The following is a 23,160-nucleotide window of genomic DNA, read 5'->3' on the forward strand; positions in this document are numbered from 1 at the left end:
TTGACAATAGGCAAAAAAGTTATCTATGGTGAAGAAAATTAGTGGTTAACATTACTACTGAAACAAATTATTCCTTATAAACCCGATGATGTGTTAACGAAGTCCTGGTTTGAATGGATAAAATGTAGCTTCCACTTGGAAGATAACCCATAGGCACCTGATTTGGCAGGTTTACCAGGTGTATTATGTTTACTCCACTTATGTCAAGGATATCCAGTGAAACGATTTCTTCTTTTGATCTTATATTCAGCAAATCTGAAACCGGATTTGGAAAGACAGAAACATCCTCAACATGTACATGGTCCGTACTCGTAATCATGCAGGTTCCATCGTCGATCAAAGCATCCGGATCATAATTATCAGATCCAGGGTCCGTACATCCGTATACATCCATTTTGCAGCCGTAATTATATTGTGCATCAGACGAAAAGTTCAATGCTTGCTGATCCGTACACCCGGCTAACAGTAGCTTTTCAGACCCCTGAAGGTATTGCATCGTTTTATTCATAACAAAACCCGTATTAAGTATCTCGCTGGTTCCGTCTGGCCATTGGATGGTTATTTTATCTATTTGATCCTGCACCCCCAAACCAAAGTGAAGTCTTAAGCTGTTCTGTGAAGCATGACTGGACCCGCCGACAACACTCCTGATATATGCCTGTCCTCCAGCTTCAAGTATCACTTTGGTGCCAATAGCATCTTTGTTCACTTCCGCACCCGTTAATAAAAGGCCGAACCAGTTCCCGGTTTCCTGGTATTGGTTCTTATACAAATAAACGTTTTGTTGATCGTTGACATTAACAGATAAGTTAGCAAACAACAGGTCTTGTTTACCATCATGGTCAATATCCGCTTTGGCCAGTCCCCTGGAAACCACGCTGTCAGCCTGGGGTAGTTGTTCACTTATATCGCCAAATGTACCGTCAGCATTATTATGAAACAGTTTATTGGGGTCTTCAAAAGAAGTCGGACTAAAGGACGGGGACGGAACAAATCCATTGCTTACTACGAGGTCCTGGAAACCGTCATTGTCATAATCCATAAAGACAGTGCCCCAGGACGTAGAGAATGCATTGCCAAAGACATCATTTTCTACATTGGCAGCGGTAGCTATGTCCTCGAAAATACCTTCACTTGTCTGGTTCAATAATGCGTTACTTCCAAGGTTGCTCACATAGTAGTCTTTTCTTTCGTCATTTTCCAGGTCTCCTATGGCTATCCCCATTCCATACATGGCTAAACCTACCCCTATTTCGTCTGAAACGTCCGTAAAAGTAGGCTCAGGATAGTTATTTCGTAAGCAGATATTGGGCCGGACCCACTCACCAAAATCATTGGCTATATAAAGGTCTATGGCCCCGTCATCATCAATATCATCGGCTACTACTGCCAAACCGCACCCCTCATCTGCTACACCATAGGATTGTGCAGACTCTGTAAATGTATTGTCCCCGTTATTGATGTAAAGTAAGTTTGGATAACATTCATGGTCAAACCCTATTACTTCGTTCTGACCATTCCGGATAAACTTCTGTTCTTTTATAAAGTTGATCACATAGATATCCAGGAAACCATCTTTATTAAAATCAGCAAAAGAGGCTCCCATACTAAATGATCCATGTGTGATGCCCGCCTCAGATGAAATGTCTGTAAAAACTCCCTCTTCATTTCTCAGAAGGATATTTTGACCTGATTCGGTTGCAATAAATAATTCCCTGAATCCGTCATTATCAATATCGCCTGCTATTGCTGCCTTAGTCTTTCGTCCTGCAATAGCGGATATACCGGAAGTGACCGTCACGTCCTGAAAAAACTCTCCGTTAATATTCTTATACAGTTTATCGGAAGCCGTCCCTCCTGTCAGAAAGATATCATCAAAGCCATCATTATTGAAATCGAAAAATACTACCCCTCCGCCCATGTAATTCTGCGCCTCATGTATGTGCTTAATGCCAAAACGCTCCGTAACATCCTCAAAAGTGCGTTGAGCATACATCGCCGGTATCATGGCCAGCCAGCACATCGAACAAAAGATAGTTTTAACCTCCTTCATATTCACCCTATTACACTAAAATAATATAACTAAAAAATGCTTCACATCACAGCCAACCGCGTTCATACGTTGACAGAAGTTTCACGAAATAGCATTCGCTATCTCGTGAGCATTATTTATCTGAGGGTTTTATAGAGCAAGCTTTGCCCTTTACTTAAATATTTTCCGTGCGTTGATCCCGGCTGAAGTTAGCATAGGCGCTCCCAATGATTCACTTCTTTCACCAGGTGAAGCGCCGGCGACTTTGAGCGTATATTCACCTTTGCGTATAACTTCTTGTCCATCATTTTCATACTGCACAAAAGCCTTTCTATCTAACTCGAACACCACTGCTTTTTTCTCTCCGGGTTGCAGGTCCACTTTCTCAAATGATTTTAAAGAGCTGAAAGGGTCACCTTTTCCAGCCAGTGGCGAACTCACATACAGCTGCACCACTTCGGTTCCCGCAACACTTCCTGTGTTTTCTATGGTAGCTTCTACATCCACTGTACCTTTTTTAGTAGTCAATTTCAGGTCAGCGTACTTAAAAGTGGAATACGACAGGCCAAAACCAAATGGGAACTGTGGTTTTTGTTCCATATAACGATAGGTACGTCCTTTCATAGTATAATCTTCAAAAGGTGGTAGCTGATCTACTGAATATGGAAATGTCAATGGTAATTTTCCTGATGGGTTGGCATCTCCAAACAGTACATCAGCCGTGGCATTACCTCCTTCCTCACCAGGGTACCATACAAAAAGTATAGCATCTGCCAGCTCTTCTATTTCAGGCAGGGCTATGGGGCTTCCTCCGGTGAGAATAAGTACCAAAGGCGTATCAGTATCCTTCTTTAGCTTTTTAACATAGTCAATCTGATTTTGAGGAAGACGTATATTTGTAAGGCGATCGCCCTTATCTTCAGAAGCTAATGCCTCGCCTTCTTCTCCTTCATAGAGACCGGATATACCCATTACTGCTACCATTACTTCGGAGTTTTTAGCCTCACCGGTAGACCAGTCTATCGGGTTTACATTATCTCTGTAGGCCAAAATACCTTGTTTGTAGTTAATGGAAGTACCTGTACTTACTTTTGAAACTATTCCGTCCAAAATGGTGGAGGTATTACTGGTTAATCCATAGTAGTTACCCAATAACACTTCTTCACTACTGGCATGAGGTCCAACAATGTACACAGACTTCAGGTCCTTTTTTAAAGGCAGGAGATTGCCGTTATTTTTCAGCAGCACGATTGATTTTACCGCTGCCTCCCTGGCTATTGCCCGGTGCTTTTCAGAGTCTACTACCTCTTCGCCTATTTTGTTAAAGGGTACCGAGCTTTTCTTGTCGAAGAAACCGAGTCGAAAACGGGTCAGAAAAAGTTGCTTCAGCGACTTATCCAGCACTTCTTCAGAGGTCAGCCCCTGTTCGATTGATTTCTTCAAATGCGGGTAAGTGTTTCCACAGTTAAGGTTCACTCCGCTATTCAAAGCTAATGCAGCGGACTCTTCCGGAGTTTGGGTCACTTTATGATAGAGGTGGAAGTCGCTGATCGCCCAGCAATCCGAAACTACGTAACCGTTGAAATTCCAGTCCTCTCTGAGTATCTTTTGTAAAAACCTGGGACTGCCACAGGCAGGTTCACCCAAGACGCGGTTGTAAGCGCCCATCACACCTTCTACCTTGGCCTCAACTACCAGAGCTTCGAAAGCCGGTAGATACGTTTCATAAATATCTTTTTCCGAGGCTATGGCGTCAAACTCATGACGTAACTCTTCAGGACCTGAATGCACCAGATAGTGCTTGGCGCAAGCCGCGGCTTTTAAGTATTTGGGATCATCCCCCTGGAGCCCCCTCACAAAGGACACACCTATTCTACTGGTCAGAAAGGGATCTTCTCCGTAAGTCTCCTGCCCTCTGCCCCATCTTGGATCCCGAAAAATATTAACGTTAGGAGTCCAAAAGGTAAGGCCTGCGTACCTTCCTCTATTGCCAATGTCAAGAGAAGCATTGAATTTCGCCCGCGCCTCATCGGATATGGCGTTGGCTACTTTAAAAATCAGGTCTTCATCAAAAGTAGCCGCTAATCCTATGGCTTGTGGAAAAACAGTAGCACGTCCATTTCTGGCTACTCCATGCAATGATTCATTCCACCAATTATATTCAGGTACACCTAATCGCGGAATAGGTTGACTTCCATCAATAGCCTGGGTGATCTTTTCATCCAGGGTCATCGCATTGATCAGAGCTTCTGCACGTGCTTCGAAAGTTAAGGACTCATCAAACCAAACGGCTTTATTAGGAGCTTGTGCATTCAGGCTTCCTGTAACGATAGTAAGTAATACTACCCATATTTTCATGGACATTTTCATTAGATGTATTGTTTGCATATTCGGATATTGCTTAATTACTCTAAAAATAGGCAAATGCCTTTGCGCAAAGGTTTTCTATTCAGTGCTTTGTCCTTCTTGTTTTAAGTGTTTGGAAGTCCATGCAAAATTGCGCAACCGTTTGAATCATGATGACGGACTGTCTTTGTTAGTTTACATGCAATAACATTCAACTTTAAAAGGATGAAAACCACATACTTCATAGCAATTTTGACCTTGCTGCTGTCCGCCTGCCATACTCCGGAAAATAAAAAGCCCAACATATTATTCATCATGTCTGACGACCATACGTCACAAGCCTTTGGTATATATAACAGCAGGTTAGCCAACCTAAACCCAACCCCAACGCTGGACAAACTTGGTAAAAACGGAATAATTTTCAATAATGCTTTTTGCACTAATTCCATTTGTACTCCGAGCCGGGCCACGATTATGACCGGCCAGTATTCACAAGCCAACGGAGTATTGGATCTGGACGGCACACTGGATGGACCTAGACAGTATTTGCCAAAAGAAATGAAAAACCTCGGATATGAGACGGCTATTATTGGCAAATGGCATTTGGTAAAAGAACCTGTGGCATTTGATCATTATGAAGTATTACCCGTTCAAGGCAAATATTTTGATCCGGTGTTCAGATTACGAGGTGAAAAACCCTGGCCTGAAAATACGGTGGAATATAAAGGGCATAGCACGGATATCATTACTGACCTCTCCATTAAATGGCTAAAAAACCGGACAAGTGAAAAGCCTTTTTTCCTGATGCATCACTACAAGGCCCCGCATGACGACTTTGAATTTGCCCCCCGCTATGCAGATTACCTGGCCGATGTGGAGATACCGGAACCGGAAAGTCTTTATACTCAGCCCAATTTTGGTTCTGAAGCCACCAGGGGAAAAAATGATAGCCTCATTCATCGTATCGGTACGTCTATAGGTAGAAGACATCCCATAAGAAGCTATGCAGATGATTACAAGGTACATGACAGCTTAACAGCTGATGAAGCAAAACACGCGGCTTACCAGGAATATCTAAAAAGATACCTGAGATGTGTCAAAGGGGTAGATGATAACCTGGCAAGGCTTTTCCAGCACCTGGAGGAAACAGGTCAAATGGAAAATACCATCATCATTTATACCGGAGACCAGGGCTTTATGTTAGGGGAACACGACTACATGGATAAACGGTGGATGTATGATGAATCCATGCGGATGCCACTGATCATGCATTATCCAAAAGGAATTCGCCCCGGTCAACGTGCTGATCTTCTGGTCAACAATTCTGATTTCGCTCCTACGATGATCGAATTGGCCGGAGGAGAAACACCTGAATATATGCAGGGTCATAGCTTGAAATCATTACTTCTTGACGATAAAACACCTGAGAATTGGAGAAAAGAAACATATTACCGCTATTGGATGCATATGATGCATCACGATAACCCGGCACATTTTGGCATTCGCACAAAAGATTATAAGCTCATCTTCTACTACGGTCTCCCATATAATAAGGAGGTATTGGGCACCCCCTCTATGCCGTGGAAGGAAAATTCATTTATCATAGCGCAAACCCCTGCTGCCTGGGAGTTTTATGACCTCAGGAAAGATCCGGATGAAGTCAATAATGTTTATAATGATACTGAGTACGCGGAGATCATCTCTGATCTAAAAAACAGGCTGAAGCAAAATCGTGAGGCTTTAGACGAAACGGATAAGGACTTTCCTCATATACAGCAGGTCATTGATGAATTTTGGGATATTTGATGGAATTATACTACAGGGGAGGTGGGAACGGTTCTATCTGCATTGGATTTGACCTTCAAAGCGGGTTGTTGCTTTTTTGATGGTCCCTGAAGCTATTTATGACAAAATAAGAATTGAGGTTACTGAAGAAGCTTACGCCTATAGCAATTCACGAATCGCATAATATAAAACGATTTATCCCACGTTCTGCGATCAGGGGGCTACTGCTTCCTTCTGTCATCGTTATCAATGACGTATGAAAAAATAAAAGAAATTGGTGTGCCTACGAAAGAGATCACAACTACGGCAATATCCTCATCAAATGACATGGACCCACCTGGTTCATGCCGGTGATGAATGGATCAAACCTCTCATAGATTGGATCGTTGGATTCAGTTTGAAGTCCGTACCATTCATCTGGAATTACCGGCCATTTTTGTAGTTTCATAAAGCACCTCCCCTTTTTCGTTGTAGTATGTAAAGCGCAAGGAAGGCCTGCCGTTGGATAGGGTCGTTCTCAAGCGTAAAAAACCTCCTGTTTTTTCAGCAGTCACATAGGGTTGGATTATCTTAGCTTGTGGATCAGTAGAAGCAGAATCTCCGGGTAATCTGGGCTGCCTGGAACTGGAATCATCTATAGTCCCTACCGAAAACTCTTCGATACCCAGGGGATGTATGGAATGATACTGCCAGTGACGATCGCCATGAACTATGAAAAACCCACCCAAACCAGGTTTGTTCTCACTGATCCAACTCAAAAAGCTTTCTCCTTCATGCCGAAAGCCATTATGATTTACATGATTATCGGTTTTGTAAGCATCATCCGGGCCAACCAGTGGTGTTGGTGAGATCAGCAGTTTGAAATCGGCATCACTGGCAAGTAAGGTCTCTTTCAGCCACTGCTTTTGTTTTCTGCCCCAAATGGTCTTATCCGGGCCGTCCGGCAAATGGTTAGGGCTTCGGTAATCCCTGTTCTCAGTAAACCAGACCTGAAGATGTTTGTTCAATCGGTACGTTCGATACGTCACAGCATCAGGATCGTTGGGGTCAACAACAGGCACTTGCTCCCTGAAAATGGCTACACCTGTCTTGTGAGACGGCAAACTAAGAGAAGTGGGATCAGCTTTGTCCCCTAACATCAGGTGTGAAAGTAGTCTGACGTCCGAAAGGGTATCGGAATCATTGAAGCGGTGATCATGGTCATCTTTTTCCCAATAGGTGGGCACCTCTGAAAAAAGATCGATAAACCGGGGTTGTATAAGTTGTTCATGCCACTTTTTTCTTAGCTGTACAGGTGTTTTGGCACGTAGAGAGTCCGTCTGTGGAGTATCATAATAGACATTATCACCAGTAAACACTACAAAATCAGGCTTTAGGGATTTTATGATGGAAAGTGCCGGGTATCCCAATGCTTTATCTTTTCCCTGATATAGCTCCTCCGGCTTATCCAAACGGCCAAAATGAAAGCGATGATAGTTATAGCATGATGTCACAATAAAGTCAAGGGACTCATCACTATCTACCGCCGGTAATGTACAAAATGAACGTTGGTCACCCAGATAAGTTTGGATCGTATCTCTCCCAAACCGAAGGCGGTAATAGTATTTTGTACCCGCTCTCAGATTGTCAAGCTTTACCTTCACAATAAAATCCCGGTCTGCCGTGGTCATGAACCAGGAAGAAATGTATGACGCTAAGAAATCCTGGGTTTCGCTCCATTCGAACCGGGCAATACCATGAGCACCTGGCATATCTCCATTTACCAATGTATCACTACCCGTCAGCCTCGACTGGAGGATTACACTGGTCTGTGTTACTTCCCCGGAAATCTCCCCTTGTGCATTAAATATATCCTGTTTTATGGTCTCCATCTCGCTGGTACATGCCACCAGGGCCAAGGTGATCAGGCTAAGTACCTGTATGAAAACTCTATTTTGATCCATCATCATTTATTTTTGTAATATCGTGGTTTTTTAATGAATCAAACTGGTATATCCCCGGATAAGGGTTTTCCCGGAATTTTCGATTGGTTGGTTTTTGATAAAATACCCAATCACAATAATCAAAAAGGGCCATCCAATCCTCTTTATCCTGGGCATGTCCGCCATCTCTCCAATGCATGGCGTTGTGTTCAGTTAGTCCATATAATTCAAAGGGTTTTTGTGATCTTAGATAGGTAAGATAGGTCCCGTAGGGATTTGCCCAAAAATCATGTCTTGCGTGGGTGTTTAATAAAGCTCTTGGGGCAATCAGCGCCTTAGCAAAGTGACTATCGAATGGTGCCTTTCCAATATGGTCTTTTAAGGTGTACCAACGTTCTGGCCACCAGTGGCTGAAACGTTCAATTTGATGGTCAATAGTCTGGACATCGCCTCTGCTGAAATCATAAAATCTCAAGCTCCCTGTCCCCCCCAGGCCGGAAGAATTAGGAACTGTTATAGCAATTCTTTCGTCAAAAACACCTGCACAAAGTGCTGTTTTGCCTCCACGGGAATGACCTGTGGCCACAATTTTGTTGCTATCTACAAAAGGCTGCTTTTCCAACCAGTCAATGATGATCTGATAGGTCCAGGCCCAGGCAGTAATAGCACCCCACTCATGCTCCGGATACAGATCAAATATCCTTCCCTTTTTAGGGCGGTTAACATCGCCGGCTACGTCTTCTCGTACGAACTTACAATAGATATACCCTCGTTTCACTGCCTCTTCAGCGACCAGATAATCCACCGCCAGGCGATTTTGCTTCGTATATTTCTTTCGCACTTCCTTATTTTCAACTTCCGCCATATCAAAGCGGTAACGATCATTTTTGATGATGATCGGGTACATTTTCTCTTCCTCTGATCGTATTAGCCCCAAACGAAACGTCAATTTTTTTCCATTCTGCCTGAGTATGAAGTCATAGCTGCTATGTATCCTTCCATTATCATTTTTTCTTTCTGTTTCCCTGACCTCGACGTCATGCGGTTTGGAAGGCATTTCTCCGTATTGATAAAACATAAGCATCTTTTTCAGATATTCTCTATGAATTTCCCATTCCTCAACCGAATGGATGGTATCACTTTCAGTGACCATCAACCCTGGTAACGATTTTTGCTGTGGTAGATCTTTTATTTCAAGGAATGGCTGTGGTTGAATGTTGACAAGGCCTTGATCGTCGGAAGGCTGATGATGGCATGAAAAAAAAGTTATTGTTAATGACAGTATGCAGGGTATCCAATGTTTGTTTTTCATTACATGTATAGTTTATTAAGGTTCAAAGAACCTTTTTATTAGTTGGCACAGGTTCGGAGAACCTGCGCCTAATAATTAAATAATAATGTAGCAAGGCTGTATTAGTTATTCTTCTAACTTAATCACTATTCAGGTATTGGGTTGAAAACCACAATACCTAACTGGCGCGGGTTTTCTAAACCCGTGCCCGCTTATGAACAGGTTCTCTGAACCTGCTATCAATCCAAAAATACCACATCCATGATCCCCGTCTCACCAGCGTAATTCGCAGCGCTGGAGTACACATAATCCTCGGCTGTAAAACAAATCCCTGCCTTGACCGGGTTTTGATGTAAGTAATTCAATTTTTGATCGATCAAACCATTCGTATCCAGCATCACCGGGTGATTTTCATGTAACCAGACTTTATAGTTCACATTACTGCTGCTCCGTTCCCCCTGGCTGTCTAATAACCATATGAGCCAGTTCCTGCGACTTTCGCCAGGTTCTTTCCTAACGGCTTCATAGATCTCACTGGCTGTAAATCTTTTTAAATCACGGATAACGTTAGTAAGCTTTATTCCTTCTTTGCTACTGGCTATCAAGTGTACATGATTGGTCATAACGACAAAGGCGTGTAGTACCAACCCTTTGTTTTCGACACAAAACCTAAGGCTGTCCATAAAAATATCTTTGTAAATCTGTCTTGAAAAAAGGTCAATCCATTCGACAATCGTTAGTGTAAGAAAGTGGGGTACCTGATCGTCAATAACTCTGTACTTTGTACTCATATGGTTGGTTTTATCTAAGGTTCGGAGAACCTTTTTATTAAGTGGCACAGGTTCGGAGAACCTGCGCCATCTAATTGATTGAATTAGTGTTTTATATTTTATTAAGGTTGTATCGTGGGACCTTTATTAGTCATTACCGGTTAAACTGTCCGTATCTGCATCATCGATACTTTTAGCCAGTTTTTGACTTAGCTCGTATACAATTTTTTCGTATTGGTTCTGTTCTGCGACATTAACATTTTCATCAGGGTCTTTAGTATGATCATACAACATACGGTTCTCGACATTTCCTGCACTATCGATCCATTCTGTATATAAAAATTTATCTGTCTTAATAGCTTCCATATTCAGGTATCGGGAGGTAATAAATTCTTTGCCAGTGCCTTCCGGATTATTCAAAAGGGACACCAGGCTTGTTCCTTCCAGATGTTCAGGTTGGTCCAATCCGGCCAGGTCACATAATGTAGGATATAGGTCTACATATTCAGCCAGCTGTTGGGTCCGTTGCCCGGGCTGATACCCCGGGGCATTTATTAGTAAAGGCACATGAAGTGCTTTTTCGAAAGTAATATGTTTGCACCATAGCTTATGCTCTCCAAGTAAGTATCCATGATCTCCCCATAGTACTATTATTGTGTTCTTGTCCAGACCTGTTGACTCAAGTGTTTGCAGCAGCTCTCCAACCTGTGCATCAACGTAACTCACACAGGCCTTATACCCCCTGACCAACTTCATAGCCAGCGAGTCCGGCACAGGGCCTTCTGAAGGGACACCATGATACTTTCGAAGCTCACCTGTACCGTACCAGCCCTCTAAGGGCGCATCTTGTGGCCAAAAAGAATTTTGTGCCAGGGATATTGCTTCTTCGGGGTACATATCCCAGTACTTTTTAGGTGCGTTAAAAGGAAGGTGAGGCTTATGGAATCCTACAGCCAGAAAAAAGGAAGTGTCCGCCTGGCTGAATTCATTAAGTTTTTTGATGGCCCTTTTTGCTATTTGCCCATCGAAATAGGCACTATCAGGTACATTCACCTGTTCATAGGAAGGTCCGCGTAAACCATTACCCCTGGCATCTAATTGTTGATTTTCAGGCAAAAGGTAATGTCGGGATATACTCTTTTTCCCATTCGAACGGACATAACTGGCACGCCAGGGGTCCACAGACCAGCTTTCCTTCGCCATATCATCCGCGAAATGAAATATTTTTCCCAAACTAGCTGTGAAGTAACCGTTTTTCTTGAAATGAGCAGGTAAACTGGTTACTCCCGGAGCGTCCTTTTCAGCCCAGGTGTCATAGTCCAAAAACCTGCGGCGTGTAGGGCGCAGACCGGTCAACAGGCTTGCTCTCGAGGCTCCGCAGACTGGTACGTTACAGTAAGCTTTTTCGAACATCGTACCCATTGAAGCAAGCCGATCAATATTTGGGGTTTTGATATTCAGATCGCCATAGACACCCAGCATAGGGCGTAGATCATCCACAGCTATGAACAACACATTGGGTTTCTTTTGTTCTTCTACTTCGGGCTGACTTTGACAAGAAAAACCGAAGGCTACTATGATGATCAGTACTATACATTTGTCCATTTTTAAAAATTTCGCTTTCATCTATTAAAAAGGATTTAGATCTCTATTCTAATAATTCGTCCGGAATACGTTCAATAGATATTGACTCTACTCCATTCTTATATGGGTATATCAGACTCTCCACCTCTTAATGATAATTAAGTGCCTGATCACGGTAAGTGCACAAATTGTCAAGGTCGCCCAAACTAAACGGTTAGACAGTGATTTTTTTGAGTTGGTCATCTGCTAAATTTTAAGTTCTCTTAGTGCTTTCACTACCTGATCCAGTTCTTCTTTGGTATTATAAATATTGGGTGAAAGGCGTATTCCATTGAAGCCATCATGAGTACCCGCTGCAGCAATTTTATAATCGGAATACAGCCTGGCCACTGCTGTATCCGAATCAATACCCGGCAGGTTAAATACCAAAATACAAGCATTCATCTTAGCATTTTCAGGAGTAACAAATTCAATTTCCCGAAGCGTCATGGACAACTTGTCCTTTAAACTAGTCGCCAATTCCCGCACCCGTGCCTCCACTTTGTCCTTGCCGATCATGTTATGGAATTCCACTGCCTTTCCAAAAGCAGCTATGGTAGCGTCATTGCGTTGTCCGTATCGGACCAGGTTTTCTATTTTCCATTCATTCCCCCAGGTCCAATCTTTGCTGATCACCAGTGGCCATACTTTATTGAGTTGGTTCTTTTTGACATATAATACACCGGATTCCTTTGGTCCTGTTAACCATTTATGGGCACTGCCGGTATAAAAATCGCATCCGAGCTCTTCCAGGTCGACATTCATAAATCCAAAGGTCTGTGCGCCATCGACCAGGCTGAGAATACCTTTATCACGGGCAATGGCACACAGTCGCTGAACAGGTAGCAGTGTACCTGATATGTTGGAAATGTGTGAAAAGCAGATCAACCTGGTTTTTTTGGTCATGACATCTGTAAACGGCCTGATCAGGTCTTCTTCATTTTCAGGGCTGCGTGGTGTACTCACTTTGATAATCTTAAAACCAGCTCGTTTCGCACGCACTTCCCACGCAATATTTAAGGTCTGATGATTTTGCTCCCAGTAGATCACTTCATCCGCGGGTTTCAGATCTAGCCCATTGTTAATCATATTATTGCTTTCACTGGTGTTGCGGGTTATGGCTATCTCTTCAGGTTGGGCTCCAAGATAATCAGCCAACAGGTTTACTGTTTCATCGTAAATAGCATGGTATTTTTTACGATCCTGAGAGGAGGCATTTGAGTTCAGACTATCCAGGTGATCTGCCATTGCGTGGCTTACAGGATATGGGCTTGGACAAAAATTAGCAGCATTCATCATGATCAGGCCGGGCTTAATTTGATATTGATTTTTGACCAAAGCCCAGTAATCTTCTTCCGGTTGTGTCCATTCTTTGAATTTTGGAAACTGGTCAAACCTATTCCGGTTGGTCCATCCTATGGACGGCAGGGTGATCGCAGCCGCTGAGCCTCCTAATAGCTTCTTAATGAAAGATCGTCGTTCGTATTTGTCCGTCATGATCATCACTCAATTTTCGTTCTTTGTTAATTATTCCGTCCGGACATCAAACCTGTATATGGTTTTATGTTCGTATACCTCTCCTGGCCTTAATACAGGGCTGGGAAAGTTTTTATGATTGGGGGCATCCGGGAAATTTTGGGTTTCCAGGCAAAAAGCAGCATGTTCTGTCAGTGATCTCCCTTTCTTTCCTTTAATCTTATCCGATAAAAAATTTCCGGTGTAGAATTGCAGGCCTGGTTGTGTGGTATGCACTTCCATCGTTCTACCTGTTTTTGGATCGTGTATGATCGCTGCTAATGCCAGTTCATATCGTGTGCTTTTATTAAGCACAAAATTATGGTCATACCCGGCTGGATCAGCCTGTTCAATCACTTTTGACTCCGTGAAGTCAAATTTTGTCCCTTTTACGGGAAGCACCTCACCGGTCGGGATGAGCGAAGCACCTATGGGAGTATAACTATCCGCGTTAATATAAATTGTATGGTCCATGATCTGTAAATACTTCTCCAGATCCGGCCCGTACTCCCGGAATTGCTTTGTATCTTGCCCTGAAAGGTTAAAATATGAATGGTTGGTAAGATTGACTATGGTTGGTTTATCTGTTTTTGCCAGGTAATCGATCACCAGCTCGTTGTTATTGGTCAGGTAGTAGTCTACCCTTGTATCCAGGTTCCCGGGATACCCCTCGTTACCATCCGGACTGGTGTAGGTAAGTCTAAGTTTTTCCTGGTGGTCCTCCTCAACAATCTCAGCATCCCATAAAATCCTGTCAAACCCCTTCCTGTCTCCGCTATGTAAATGGTGAGGTGGACGATTTTTAGGTAGGTCATAGGTTTTCCCATCCAGCTCGAACTTACCATAAGCGATCCTATTGGCATACCGACCGATGAGGGCCCCGAAGTGCGGACCATTTTTGGTCAGGTATTCCTCGAGTGTATCAAATCCAAGTACAATGTCTTTATAGAATTGATTTTTATCCGGTGTCAGTATCCGGGTAATGATACCACCGTAATTTGTGATCTTGACTTGTACTCCATCATAATTTTTTAAGGTGTAAAGGTGCACCTGTCTTCCATCAGGCATGGCCCCGAATTTTTCCTGATCAATGGCATAATCCGAGACGTATCTTCTTGCCTTACCTGCACGACCATCGAGCGGGAATACGTCACTTCGTTCTCCCCAATGATGCCATACATCTGCCATTGTTTTAACTTTTTCAGGAAATTCAGCAGCACGATCCTTCTGTTCGCTTCGATCCTTTCCGAGGTTAAACAATTTCCATTCTCCATAGTATGGGGCCAATGGCTTCCCTCTGGATACCAGCTTCCAGTTCCCTATCCTGATGGCACGGTTTCCTTCATGCTCCCAATAAAGGGTATCTCTACCCAGCAGTCTTCCCTGCAATACCGGGCTCAAACTCAGACCGTCATAGGGATGTATGGGCCTGCCTTCAAATTCTTCAGGATAGCGGGCACCGGCTACATCCATGCTCGTGGCCATAAGATCTACAATATGTGCCGGATCATGTACCCACTTTCCCTTATCTTTAACTATTGCAGGCCAGGAAACGATCAGAGGACTGCTGATCCCTCCCTCATGCACCCAATGTTTATACCTGCTGAAAGGGGTGTTACTGACATGTGCCCAGGCCATTCGATAACTTTCATAAGACCCTGCTGTCCCCAATAGGGCCGGATCAGGATCCAATTCAGATTTATACTCAGCGGAAGCCCCATTATCCGATAAAAAGAAAATCAGGGTATTGTCAAGTTGACCATTCTGTTCAAGCGACAAAAGGATACGACCTATTCCCTGGTCCATGCAATCAACTTGTGCAGCGTACACGGCCATACGCTGCGTCATCTCTTTTTTCTTGGCTTCGTCAAGGTTTTTCCAGGCCGTTACTTCAGCATCTCTACCAATCAGTGATGCTTCTGCATCAATGACACCTAATTTTTTCATGCGTTCAAATCTTTGCTTTCTTACCTCATCCCAGCCCGACAGGTATGTATGCTCATACTTGACTATATCCTCAGGTTTGGCTTGCAGAGGAAAATGGGGTGCAGTATAAGCCACATATAAGAAGAAGGGGTCTTCCGGTTGAGTTTTCGCATGGCTGGAGATAAAACTTACCGCGGTATCGCTGATGGCATCGGTATAATAAAAGCCTTCCGGATAAGAAATGGAATTGTTATTTCTTTTGAGGTCAACAGGAGTGAAAAAGTCAGCCAGCCCATTGATCGTACCAAAAAACTGAGCAAAGCCACGCTGATTAGGCCAGCTTGCAACCGGAGTTGAGGACTCCATCAATTTCTTTTCGGTCACATGCCATTTGCCACTTATATAGCTGGTATAACCTGACTTTTTAAGCACTTCCGGGATAGTAACGCATTGATCGTTCAGATTACCACGATAGCCCGGAGCAGTATTTCCTGAAGGTTCAGTCGTTAACCAGGCCACTCCGGCCTTGTGTGGGTGCAAACCTGTAAGTAATGCCGCCCGGGACGGACTACAGCGACCGGCATTGTAAAACTGAGTAAACTTCAAACCACCGGCAGCCAGCCGATCCAGGTTAGGTGTTTTAATTTCCGAACCATAACACCCCAGGTCAGAGTACCCCAGGTCATCAGCCATAATGATGATGATGTTGGGTTTTGATCCGGTGAGTGGGTCCGCAGAAGAAGTGCATGAAGTTATCAGATTGATTAACAGAAAACTCCCTATGATCAAGGATACAATATGTATATTTCTATATCTCATTCTGAAGGCAGATTTGGTTTCACGGATTCATACCAGGTATCAAGCTGAGTACGCAGTTCCTTTACCACTTCAGGATATTCTCCAGCCAGGTTATGGGTCTCTTCTCTATCAGCTTTCAGGTCTGCTAAAAACACTTCAGGGCCTTCTCTTCTAAAGTCAAGCATCGTATTGAGAGAGAGTTTCCATTTGCCCTTTCTAATTGCATATTGGCCTGCATACTCCCAGCAAAGCACATCATGCGGTGTCTTTTTACGTTCGTTTATCCTGGGCATTAGATCATGTCCATCTAACATATAGTCCGGGGGCTCAGCTCCGGCTATTTTCAGGAAGGTGGGATAGATGTCCATACCAATACCCGGCTCATCCACTACAGTACCCGGAGGGATCACTCCAGGCCAGCTCATACAAGCAGGGACTCTGATGCCTCCTTCAAATACGCTCCCCTTATGGCCCCGGAGCCCACCATTGTTGGCACCGTAAAAGAATTGATCAGGTTCATTGGAAAGAAAATTTTTAGTATTATTTGCTCCTCCATTGTCACTCATAAAAAATACCACGGTATTATCGTTCAGTCCGTCTTTTTTCAGTTGTGCGATGATCTCACCTACGCCTTCATCCACTACCGCCAGCATAGCGGCTATTCGTTGACGTTGCGGTTCTAAATGACTGAATCGATCCAGGTATTTTTTAGGCATATGCAATGGTTGGTGGGGTGCATTGTATGCCACATACATGAAAAAGGGTTCTTCCTTATTATTTCGAATAAATTGTTTCGCTTCCCTGGTGATCAGGTGGGTCATGTAGTTCCCTTCCTCCCAGGCTTCCTCCGTGTTCCTCCATAGGTCATGAAAGGGACGGGGTGCACGTATGAGGTAATACATATGGGAGAAATAATCCAATGTACCCTCCAAATGACCAAAAAATTCATCAAATCCTCTTTTGTTAGGCAGGTAATCAGCAGCGGCCCCAAGGTGCCACTTCCCAAAAACTCCGGTTTGGTAGCCTTTCTTTTTTAATGCATCTGCCAAAGTCACCCTATTCAATGAGAGGCCGGGAGAGCGTGGGGCCAGTAAATCAGGCACTCCGGCGTTATGAGGATAAAGCCCTGTCATCAAGGCAGCTCTGGACGGAGCACAGACCGGAGAATTGGCATACCATTGAGTAAACCGAACACCGGCCGCAGCTATCCCATCTATATTAGGCGTCTCCAAATCATTGGATCCGAAACTTTCTAAATCAGCATACCCCTGATCATCGGTAACAATGAGGATGAGGTTAGGTTTTTTTTGCTGTGCACATGAAAAATTAGTCGAAAGCAGCAGCAGAACACCTGTACTTTTCAGCAAGATCATGAGTTTAATTGTCATTCATCTTTTGTTTTATTTTCTTCACTGTCAAATTCAATAATTGAACTAGCCTTTGCATAAAGTAGATTTCCAGTATTACCGCTATTGTATCGAAAAACACCTTTTATTTGATTTTAAGTTTGATAAGCGTGTCCAACCGGTTAAGTCATATCCTGTCCTGGTAGAGATGGCCACAGAATCACTTAGCTGCCGTTCATTAGGTCCGTATTTGACGTACAGGGTACCTGCTCCGGAAGTTCTTATCCAAACACCAATACCGCCATCTGCCATTTTCCTTAAAATTGGCCCATAGGTTACTTCAACATTTTGGGCAACCCCCGGAGCCTGTAGCAAAAGGATCAAAAAGTATCCAACAAATCTTAAAAGATTACTTTCCATCCGACTCAATAAAACATCCTGTTTTAAGTTTTTCTGTTTGCTTTCCGGACTTATCAACGGTCATGGTACCAATGGTCCGAAATCCCTTTTCCATTGCTTCAGGGCTAATGATTGCTGCCAATGACTTTCGGTTTTCTACTCTTGGAATGATATCAATCTCTTTGAGAGCAAGTTGAATTTGATCTGAACTTACCTTCGCCACCAGGTAATTGACGGTAGGGTTCCACCCAAACAGACTACCATGCGCAACCTGCTGCACATCATCTTCTTCTGTACAGGTAATGGCATGAACTTCTCCACACAGGTATAGATCGACATTATGCTTTGTAAGCGTCTTCCACAAATCTGATTCACGCCCCTTCTCCAACATCATTCCACTGGAATTCAACTTATTCACCGGTGCCAGAATAGGTGTGTGTCCCATAACAATGACATGATCCACCTCTTTTTTTTCTGCAAGTACATTGCCCAACCACTCCAATTGTTTGCCTGAAACCTGTGCCACAATATGGCCCTCCGCCCCCTGACCGGGCTCGAATACGTCTACCGAAACAAACAAGGTGTTGTTATGAATAAAAGAGTACGCCAGCCCTTTCATATGATCAGGGCCGTTCATTGGCATTCGCATATAATTCCTGAACTGTTCTTCCAGCAGTGGCACCAGTTTGGCTTTTTCCTCAGGCCAGGGATTATCTCCTACCTCATGGTCACCCACAGATACATAATATTTTAATCCTTTTGCCTCCATTCTCGCTTTCCACGCTGGGTAAAAAATGGCGGCATTTTTTAAAATAGACTCCTCCGTTGGCTCTAAAATCGATGGCCACCTGCCATCCACCAGGTCGCCAGGTACTAAGATAAAATCCGGATTTTCCGCCTTAACGGCATCCAGGAAATATGAAAATGCTTCTTCAAAGCCCGGATGCGGATATCGGGCATCTTTGTTGAGGAAATCAGGGACGCTTACGAAAGTCCAGGTTTTTTCCGATTCCTTTTGTTTTTCCTGAGGAGTGCAACCCAAAAACAGGATGCCTATGGTCAGAAGAAACCACCTCCGGCAATTCCTGATCAGGGAGTCACTACCCTTTTTAAAGACGGTCATACTGTTTATCATTGGCTTTTTGTTGAACCACTCTTAATCTACCTGTCAAACGATTGCATCTCCATAGAATACATCTGCTCTGTTCCATACTGGCCGGAATTGAAAAAGATCCTGGCTTTACCTCCCGGGGTTGCCAACAAGTGATGCCGCCAAAAATTCACGCCTATTCCGCCATCCAATTCGGCCTGATTTAAATCCTCCGGATATCGAAAAGGACTATTGACTGTGTCCGGTGACCATAAACTTTCAAGACCTTCCGGTCCACTGATTACCCATCCGCCTAAAGAAGGAGCCGGTTCCCTGTGGCTTTCATCGGCCGGTGAGGTAGGACTTCCATTGATCAGGCCGTACCATTGTTTGTTGTGCTTATCATAGAACACCTGAGGTGTACTCATCCAGCCCTGGTTCCAGGCTTTTGACTGCCCTGGTCGCTGTAGTATTTTTACTTTTTCAGCTTCAGCCCGACTGGGGTGCCACCAGGCCAGTACCGTTCCTGATCCAAATTCTGACTCTTTTTGTTCCTGCTGAGCGTATTTTGGATACGCTTTGTAAAAAATGGCTACCTTATTTTCATCTTTTACCCAGTAGGCCGTAGGTGTATCACAATGTAAACCATCAAACCAATTTTCATCAGGCGAAAGCACAGGCTGTTTAACTACAGTCCAGGGGCCGGCCAATCGATTGGCAAAAGCTACCTGTATAAATTTATTTTTACCCCCTTGCTCATTGGGAGTTGTACAAGTGAAAACAGACCAATATTTTTCCTCGATTTTAGCCGCACGATTAGGTTTATAGGCGTCCATGATGACCCACCATTTATGCCAGCCGATTTCGTAAGTGAAATCTTCCGGGTTTGATATCTCCACCTGGCCCAATTTTTCCCAGTCACCCGGGCCAATCTCTTCCGCAGATTTGCTTTTTGCCATTCCGGTGCTTAATAGCTCTTCACCATCCTCAGCTCTGCCCATAGCGAAGTAAAACATTCGCCATGTATGAATTTCCTCGTCCCATACTATGCAGGGGTCACCTACTACATGGGAGTCAAAGCCATTTTCATCAGACCGGGTAAGTACAGCACGGGGATCCATTTGCCATCTGGCTTCTCTGAAATTGGCTGGTACCTTAATCGGGGATGCTGACAAGGAAACTTCATCGTGGTTTTCCGGATGCTTTGACTGGCAGCTTACAATCAAAAAAATGGTGAACAAGAGATATGCTTTGAATTTTAGATCTTTGAGCTTCATTTGATTTGTTTTAATTGTTCTTATACTTAGGTTCAGAGAACATACACCAGCACTAGTTTTATATCCAGGGCAGTACATTAAGTTCTGTTATTAGGGTTTTCTAAAATAATAGATCCTTTCCCTGTTCCTGGCAGGTTTGTTTTGCAATTTCAATGATGAAGGATCATAGTCCGGGTTCTTTTCCAATGGAAATGGCGCCCCGATCTCTTTTCGCCAATCACGCATGCGCTGCAACATTTGCCGTGTTATCTCCGGCTCAAGCGATGCAAGGTTATTTGCTTCTCCAATATCATCTCTGAGGTTATACAATTCCAGGTGATTATCTTCGAAGAACTCCATTAGCTTATAATCGCCCATTCTTATGACACCAACGGGTGTGGTACGCCACAACTGATCCAGTCCATATCCCGCTTGTAAGTAGACGGGATAGTGCCAAAATATGGCATCTCTTTTTAATGTCTTTTTTTGGGTGAACAACGGCTTAATACTTTCTCCATCCAACGGATAGTGCTTTGGTGGTTTGGCACCTGCCAGCTCGAGAAAAGTGGGATAAAAGTCCGTACCGATCACAGCCTCATTACATATGGAAGCAGCCGGAACTTTACCTGGCCATTTAACGATCATAGGGACCCTTATCCCACCTTCGTAGAGCATCCCTTTAAAGCCTTTCAGAGGTTTCATGGATGTGACAGCGTGCAGCCCTCCATTGTCAGAGAAAAACACGACTACGGTATTTTTCGAAATCCCCAATGTCTCCAGTTTGTCCATCACCCTTCCAATATTATCATCGAGGCTTTCGATCATTGCAGCATAGATGGGATCGAACTGACCGTTGGACGGTGGTTTGGGAATGTATTTCCACATCTTAGAATCCCTGGCCTGAATGGGTGTATGGGGCGAATGGTACGCCATGGTCAGGAAAAACGGCCCCTCCTTATAATCTTCTATAAACTTCAAGGCTTCATCCGTGAGCCTGTCAGTCAGGTACTCTCCTTCCGGCCCGTCTTCGAGGATTTCATGCTGGTATGGGCTGAAATAAGAGTAAGGTTTTCCATTATAACACCCGGCTACATTCACATCAAAACCCTGTTCGGCGGGTCCATTTTTGTCATGGGCAGCACCCAGGTGGTACTTGCCTACGAAACCCGTGGTATACCCGGCAGGTTTCAATGCTTCCGCAATGGTGATTTTCTCCGGATCCAGCCTGTGTTGATTGGGTGTCGGGATCACTGCACGCCATTCGGTTTCACCCCGCACCGAACTCCCTACGGTATATACCCCGGTTCTCGGCGCGTATTGTCCGGACATGATCGCCGCCCGACTCGGTGCACAATTAGGCGCATTAGCATAGGCATTGGCAAAAAACATACCTTGTGCCGCCATTTTGTCAAGGTTCGGAGTTTCAAAAAACTGACTTCCATTAAACCCGGTATCTTTCCAACCAAGGTCATCGGCAATAATGAACAGGATATTAGGTTTTTGGACCTGCGCCTTTTGTGCGTAGACACAAACCAGAGGCATCATCAGTAAACTTAATGTAATTTGTATTTTAAATAACTTCATTTTACACTATCATTAGGTATATAAGGTGCATTGGTTTCAGGCAGCAATTGAGTCAATTCCGCTTTGATCGGATCATACAGGGATTGACCAGCCAAATTGATCCATTCTAATGGATCTACCGCGTGATCATACAATTCCTCTGTTCCATCTGCATAGCGGATATACCGGTAGCGTTTAGATCGGACACTATGATTTTTATACCGGTATGTGGTGACCACGGGCTTATCCCATTCTCGGGAAGGGTCTTTTAACAACGGGTGCAGGCTGCTACCTTCCAGGTCATTTTTTTGTGGCAACCTGGTCAAATCCAGTAAGGTGGGATAAATATCAATCAAACTGACCGGCCAGTCCACTTTGGAACCGGCTTGCGTCACTCCCGGGACTTTGAACATCAGTAAACTTCTGGTACTTTCTTCCCAAAGGGTCGCCTTTCGCCAATGACGCTTCTCTCCTAAATGCCATCCGTGATCAGACCAGAGCACCACAATAGTATTATTTTTGTACTTACTGTTTTCCAGGGCGTCTAAAACTCTTCCAAGACATTCATCTGCTAACGTTAGTGCGGCCAGGTAGGCCTGTACGCCTTCTTTCCATTTATCGTATCGTAACACTCTCGCATGGTCCCCCTCTACACTGTCTCCGGGTATGTTATCATCTTTCAGAATCTTTAACTTGGCCATTCCTCTTCCCGCAGCAGGTACATCGTCCAAATCGTTTTTATTCACTTCCGGAAGCCTGATCTCATCCAAAGGATATCGATCGAAGTACGATTTAGGAATGTACCAGGGCAAATGAGGTTTATAAAACCCACAAGCCAAAAAGAACGGTTTTTCATGGTCTATATTCAGCTGGTTCGATACCCAATCGGCTACTTTCCAATCCCCCATTTCCGAAGGCTCCACATCCAACGCACCCCAGTCAAAAAAACGGTCATGCATTGGCATACCATGCATTGGGACCTCAGGGGGAGCAGGATCCTCTGGTCTGATCTGTTCGTTAGAAGGCCAATAATAATCCCACGATACGGTATCGTGTCTATAATGAAATACCTTACCGGAACCCATGGTTTTATAACCGTTTTTTCTGAAATATTCCGGAAGCGTATGTGCTTCTTTTAACACCTCACTATTGCGTAGAGGCTGCTTATTGTCATAAACCCCCGATGTAAAAGGATGGATTCCAGTAAGCAACGCCGAACGTGAAGGGTTGCACAAAGGGGCGGCAGGATAGGCCATGGTAAACAGTGTGCTCTGACCAGCCAATCCATCAATGTTGGGAGTAATTGCATTGGGATGTCCATTAAGTACCCCTACCCAGTCATTAAGGTCATCTACCGCGATAAAAAGGACATTCAGTTTCTCATTTTGCCCCAGTACTGCCTGGGTACTGCATAAGATGAATACTATAATAGTCAGCTGCTTCATTTGCATAAAAATCTCTTCACTGTGATGGTATAAGTTTCAGTCACATTTTTTTA

15 protein-coding genes are annotated in these 23,160 nt (G+C 44.0%); 1 reads left to right on the plus strand and 14 read right to left on the minus strand.

The window, feature by feature from the left end:
• Window positions 1-67: 67 nt before the first annotated feature.
• Window positions 68-2,053, minus strand: a complete 1,986-nt coding sequence (locus FNH22_RS01500) for an FG-GAP-like repeat-containing protein (protein WP_143396529.1) — start codon at window positions 2,051-2,053, stop codon at window positions 68-70.
• 150 nt (window positions 2,054-2,203) lie between these two features.
• Window positions 2,204-4,390 carry a glycoside hydrolase family 3 C-terminal domain-containing protein gene (locus FNH22_RS01505; protein WP_221420192.1) on the minus strand — a complete coding sequence of 729 codons (2,187 nt, stop codon included), beginning with the start codon at window positions 4,388-4,390 and terminating at the stop codon, window positions 2,204-2,206.
• 213 nt (window positions 4,391-4,603) lie between these two features.
• Here FNH22_RS01505 and FNH22_RS01510 point away from each other — a divergent pair, with 213 nt between their 5' ends.
• On the plus strand, window positions 4,604-6,184 hold the full coding sequence (locus FNH22_RS01510; protein ID WP_143396530.1) for a sulfatase: 1,581 nt from the start codon (window positions 4,604-4,606) through the stop codon (window positions 6,182-6,184).
• A 392-nt stretch (window positions 6,185-6,576) separates the two neighbouring features.
• Here the strand turns inward: FNH22_RS01510 and FNH22_RS01515 are convergent, their stop codons facing one another.
• The 12 genes from FNH22_RS01515 to FNH22_RS01570 all read right to left on the minus strand — a co-directional run bounded on the left by FNH22_RS01515 (window position 6,577) and on the right by FNH22_RS01570 (window position 23,107).
• Window positions 6,577-8,106, minus strand: coding sequence for an alkaline phosphatase (locus FNH22_RS01515; protein WP_143396531.1), 1,530 nt, complete (start codon window positions 8,104-8,106; stop codon window positions 6,577-6,579).
• Window positions 8,093-9,397 (minus strand): hypothetical protein, encoded by a 1,305-nt coding sequence (locus FNH22_RS01520; RefSeq protein ID WP_143396533.1) that lies wholly within the window; start codon window positions 9,395-9,397, stop codon window positions 8,093-8,095. The genes FNH22_RS01515 and FNH22_RS01520 overlap by 14 nt, the downstream gene beginning before the upstream one ends.
• Before the next feature lie 218 nt (window positions 9,398-9,615).
• Window positions 9,616-10,167 (minus strand): transposase, encoded by a 552-nt coding sequence (locus FNH22_RS01525; protein WP_143396534.1) that lies wholly within the window; start codon window positions 10,165-10,167, stop codon window positions 9,616-9,618.
• Window positions 10,168-10,293: 126 nt separating this feature from the next.
• Window positions 10,294-11,772: a sulfatase gene (locus FNH22_RS01530; RefSeq protein ID WP_221420193.1), complete on the minus strand. Its 1,479-nt coding sequence runs from the start codon at window positions 11,770-11,772 to the stop codon at window positions 10,294-10,296.
• 204 nt (window positions 11,773-11,976) lie between these two features.
• Window positions 11,977-13,266 carry an aminotransferase class V-fold PLP-dependent enzyme gene (locus tag FNH22_RS01535; protein ID WP_185154037.1) on the minus strand — a complete coding sequence of 430 codons (1,290 nt, stop codon included), beginning with the start codon at window positions 13,264-13,266 and terminating at the stop codon, window positions 11,977-11,979.
• Window positions 13,267-13,296: 30 nt separating this feature from the next.
• Window positions 13,297-16,029, minus strand: a complete 2,733-nt coding sequence (locus tag FNH22_RS01540) for a galactose-1-epimerase (protein WP_143396537.1) — start codon at window positions 16,027-16,029, stop codon at window positions 13,297-13,299.
• Window positions 16,026-17,396, minus strand: a complete 1,371-nt coding sequence (locus FNH22_RS01545) for a sulfatase (protein WP_221420194.1) — start codon at window positions 17,394-17,396, stop codon at window positions 16,026-16,028. The genes FNH22_RS01540 and FNH22_RS01545 overlap by 4 nt, the downstream gene beginning before the upstream one ends.
• A gap of 81 nt (window positions 17,397-17,477) precedes the next feature.
• Window positions 17,478-17,774: a hypothetical protein gene (locus FNH22_RS01550; RefSeq protein ID WP_143396538.1), complete on the minus strand. Its 297-nt coding sequence runs from the start codon at window positions 17,772-17,774 to the stop codon at window positions 17,478-17,480.
• On the minus strand, window positions 17,764-18,888 hold the full coding sequence (locus FNH22_RS01555; RefSeq protein ID WP_143396539.1) for a metallophosphoesterase: 1,125 nt from the start codon (window positions 18,886-18,888) through the stop codon (window positions 17,764-17,766). Before FNH22_RS01555 ends, FNH22_RS01550 begins: the two co-directional genes overlap by 11 nt.
• Before the next feature lie 26 nt (window positions 18,889-18,914).
• Entirely contained in the window at window positions 18,915-20,120 is a 1,206-nt protein-coding gene (locus tag FNH22_RS01560) for a hypothetical protein (protein ID WP_143396540.1), read from the minus strand.
• Between the two features lie 90 nt (window positions 20,121-20,210).
• The gene (locus FNH22_RS01565) at window positions 20,211-21,683 is read right to left on the minus strand and encodes a sulfatase (protein WP_221420195.1); all 1,473 of its coding nucleotides are present in this window, start codon (window positions 21,681-21,683) and stop codon (window positions 20,211-20,213) included.
• Window positions 21,680-23,107, minus strand: a complete 1,428-nt coding sequence (locus FNH22_RS01570) for a sulfatase (RefSeq protein ID WP_185154038.1) — start codon at window positions 23,105-23,107, stop codon at window positions 21,680-21,682. Before FNH22_RS01570 ends, FNH22_RS01565 begins: the two co-directional genes overlap by 4 nt.
• Window positions 23,108-23,160 lie beyond the last annotated feature (53 nt).

It is taken from the genome of Fulvivirga sp. M361 (assembly GCF_007097395.1).
Taxonomy (GTDB): Bacteria; Bacteroidota; Bacteroidia; order Cytophagales; family Cyclobacteriaceae; genus Fulvivirga.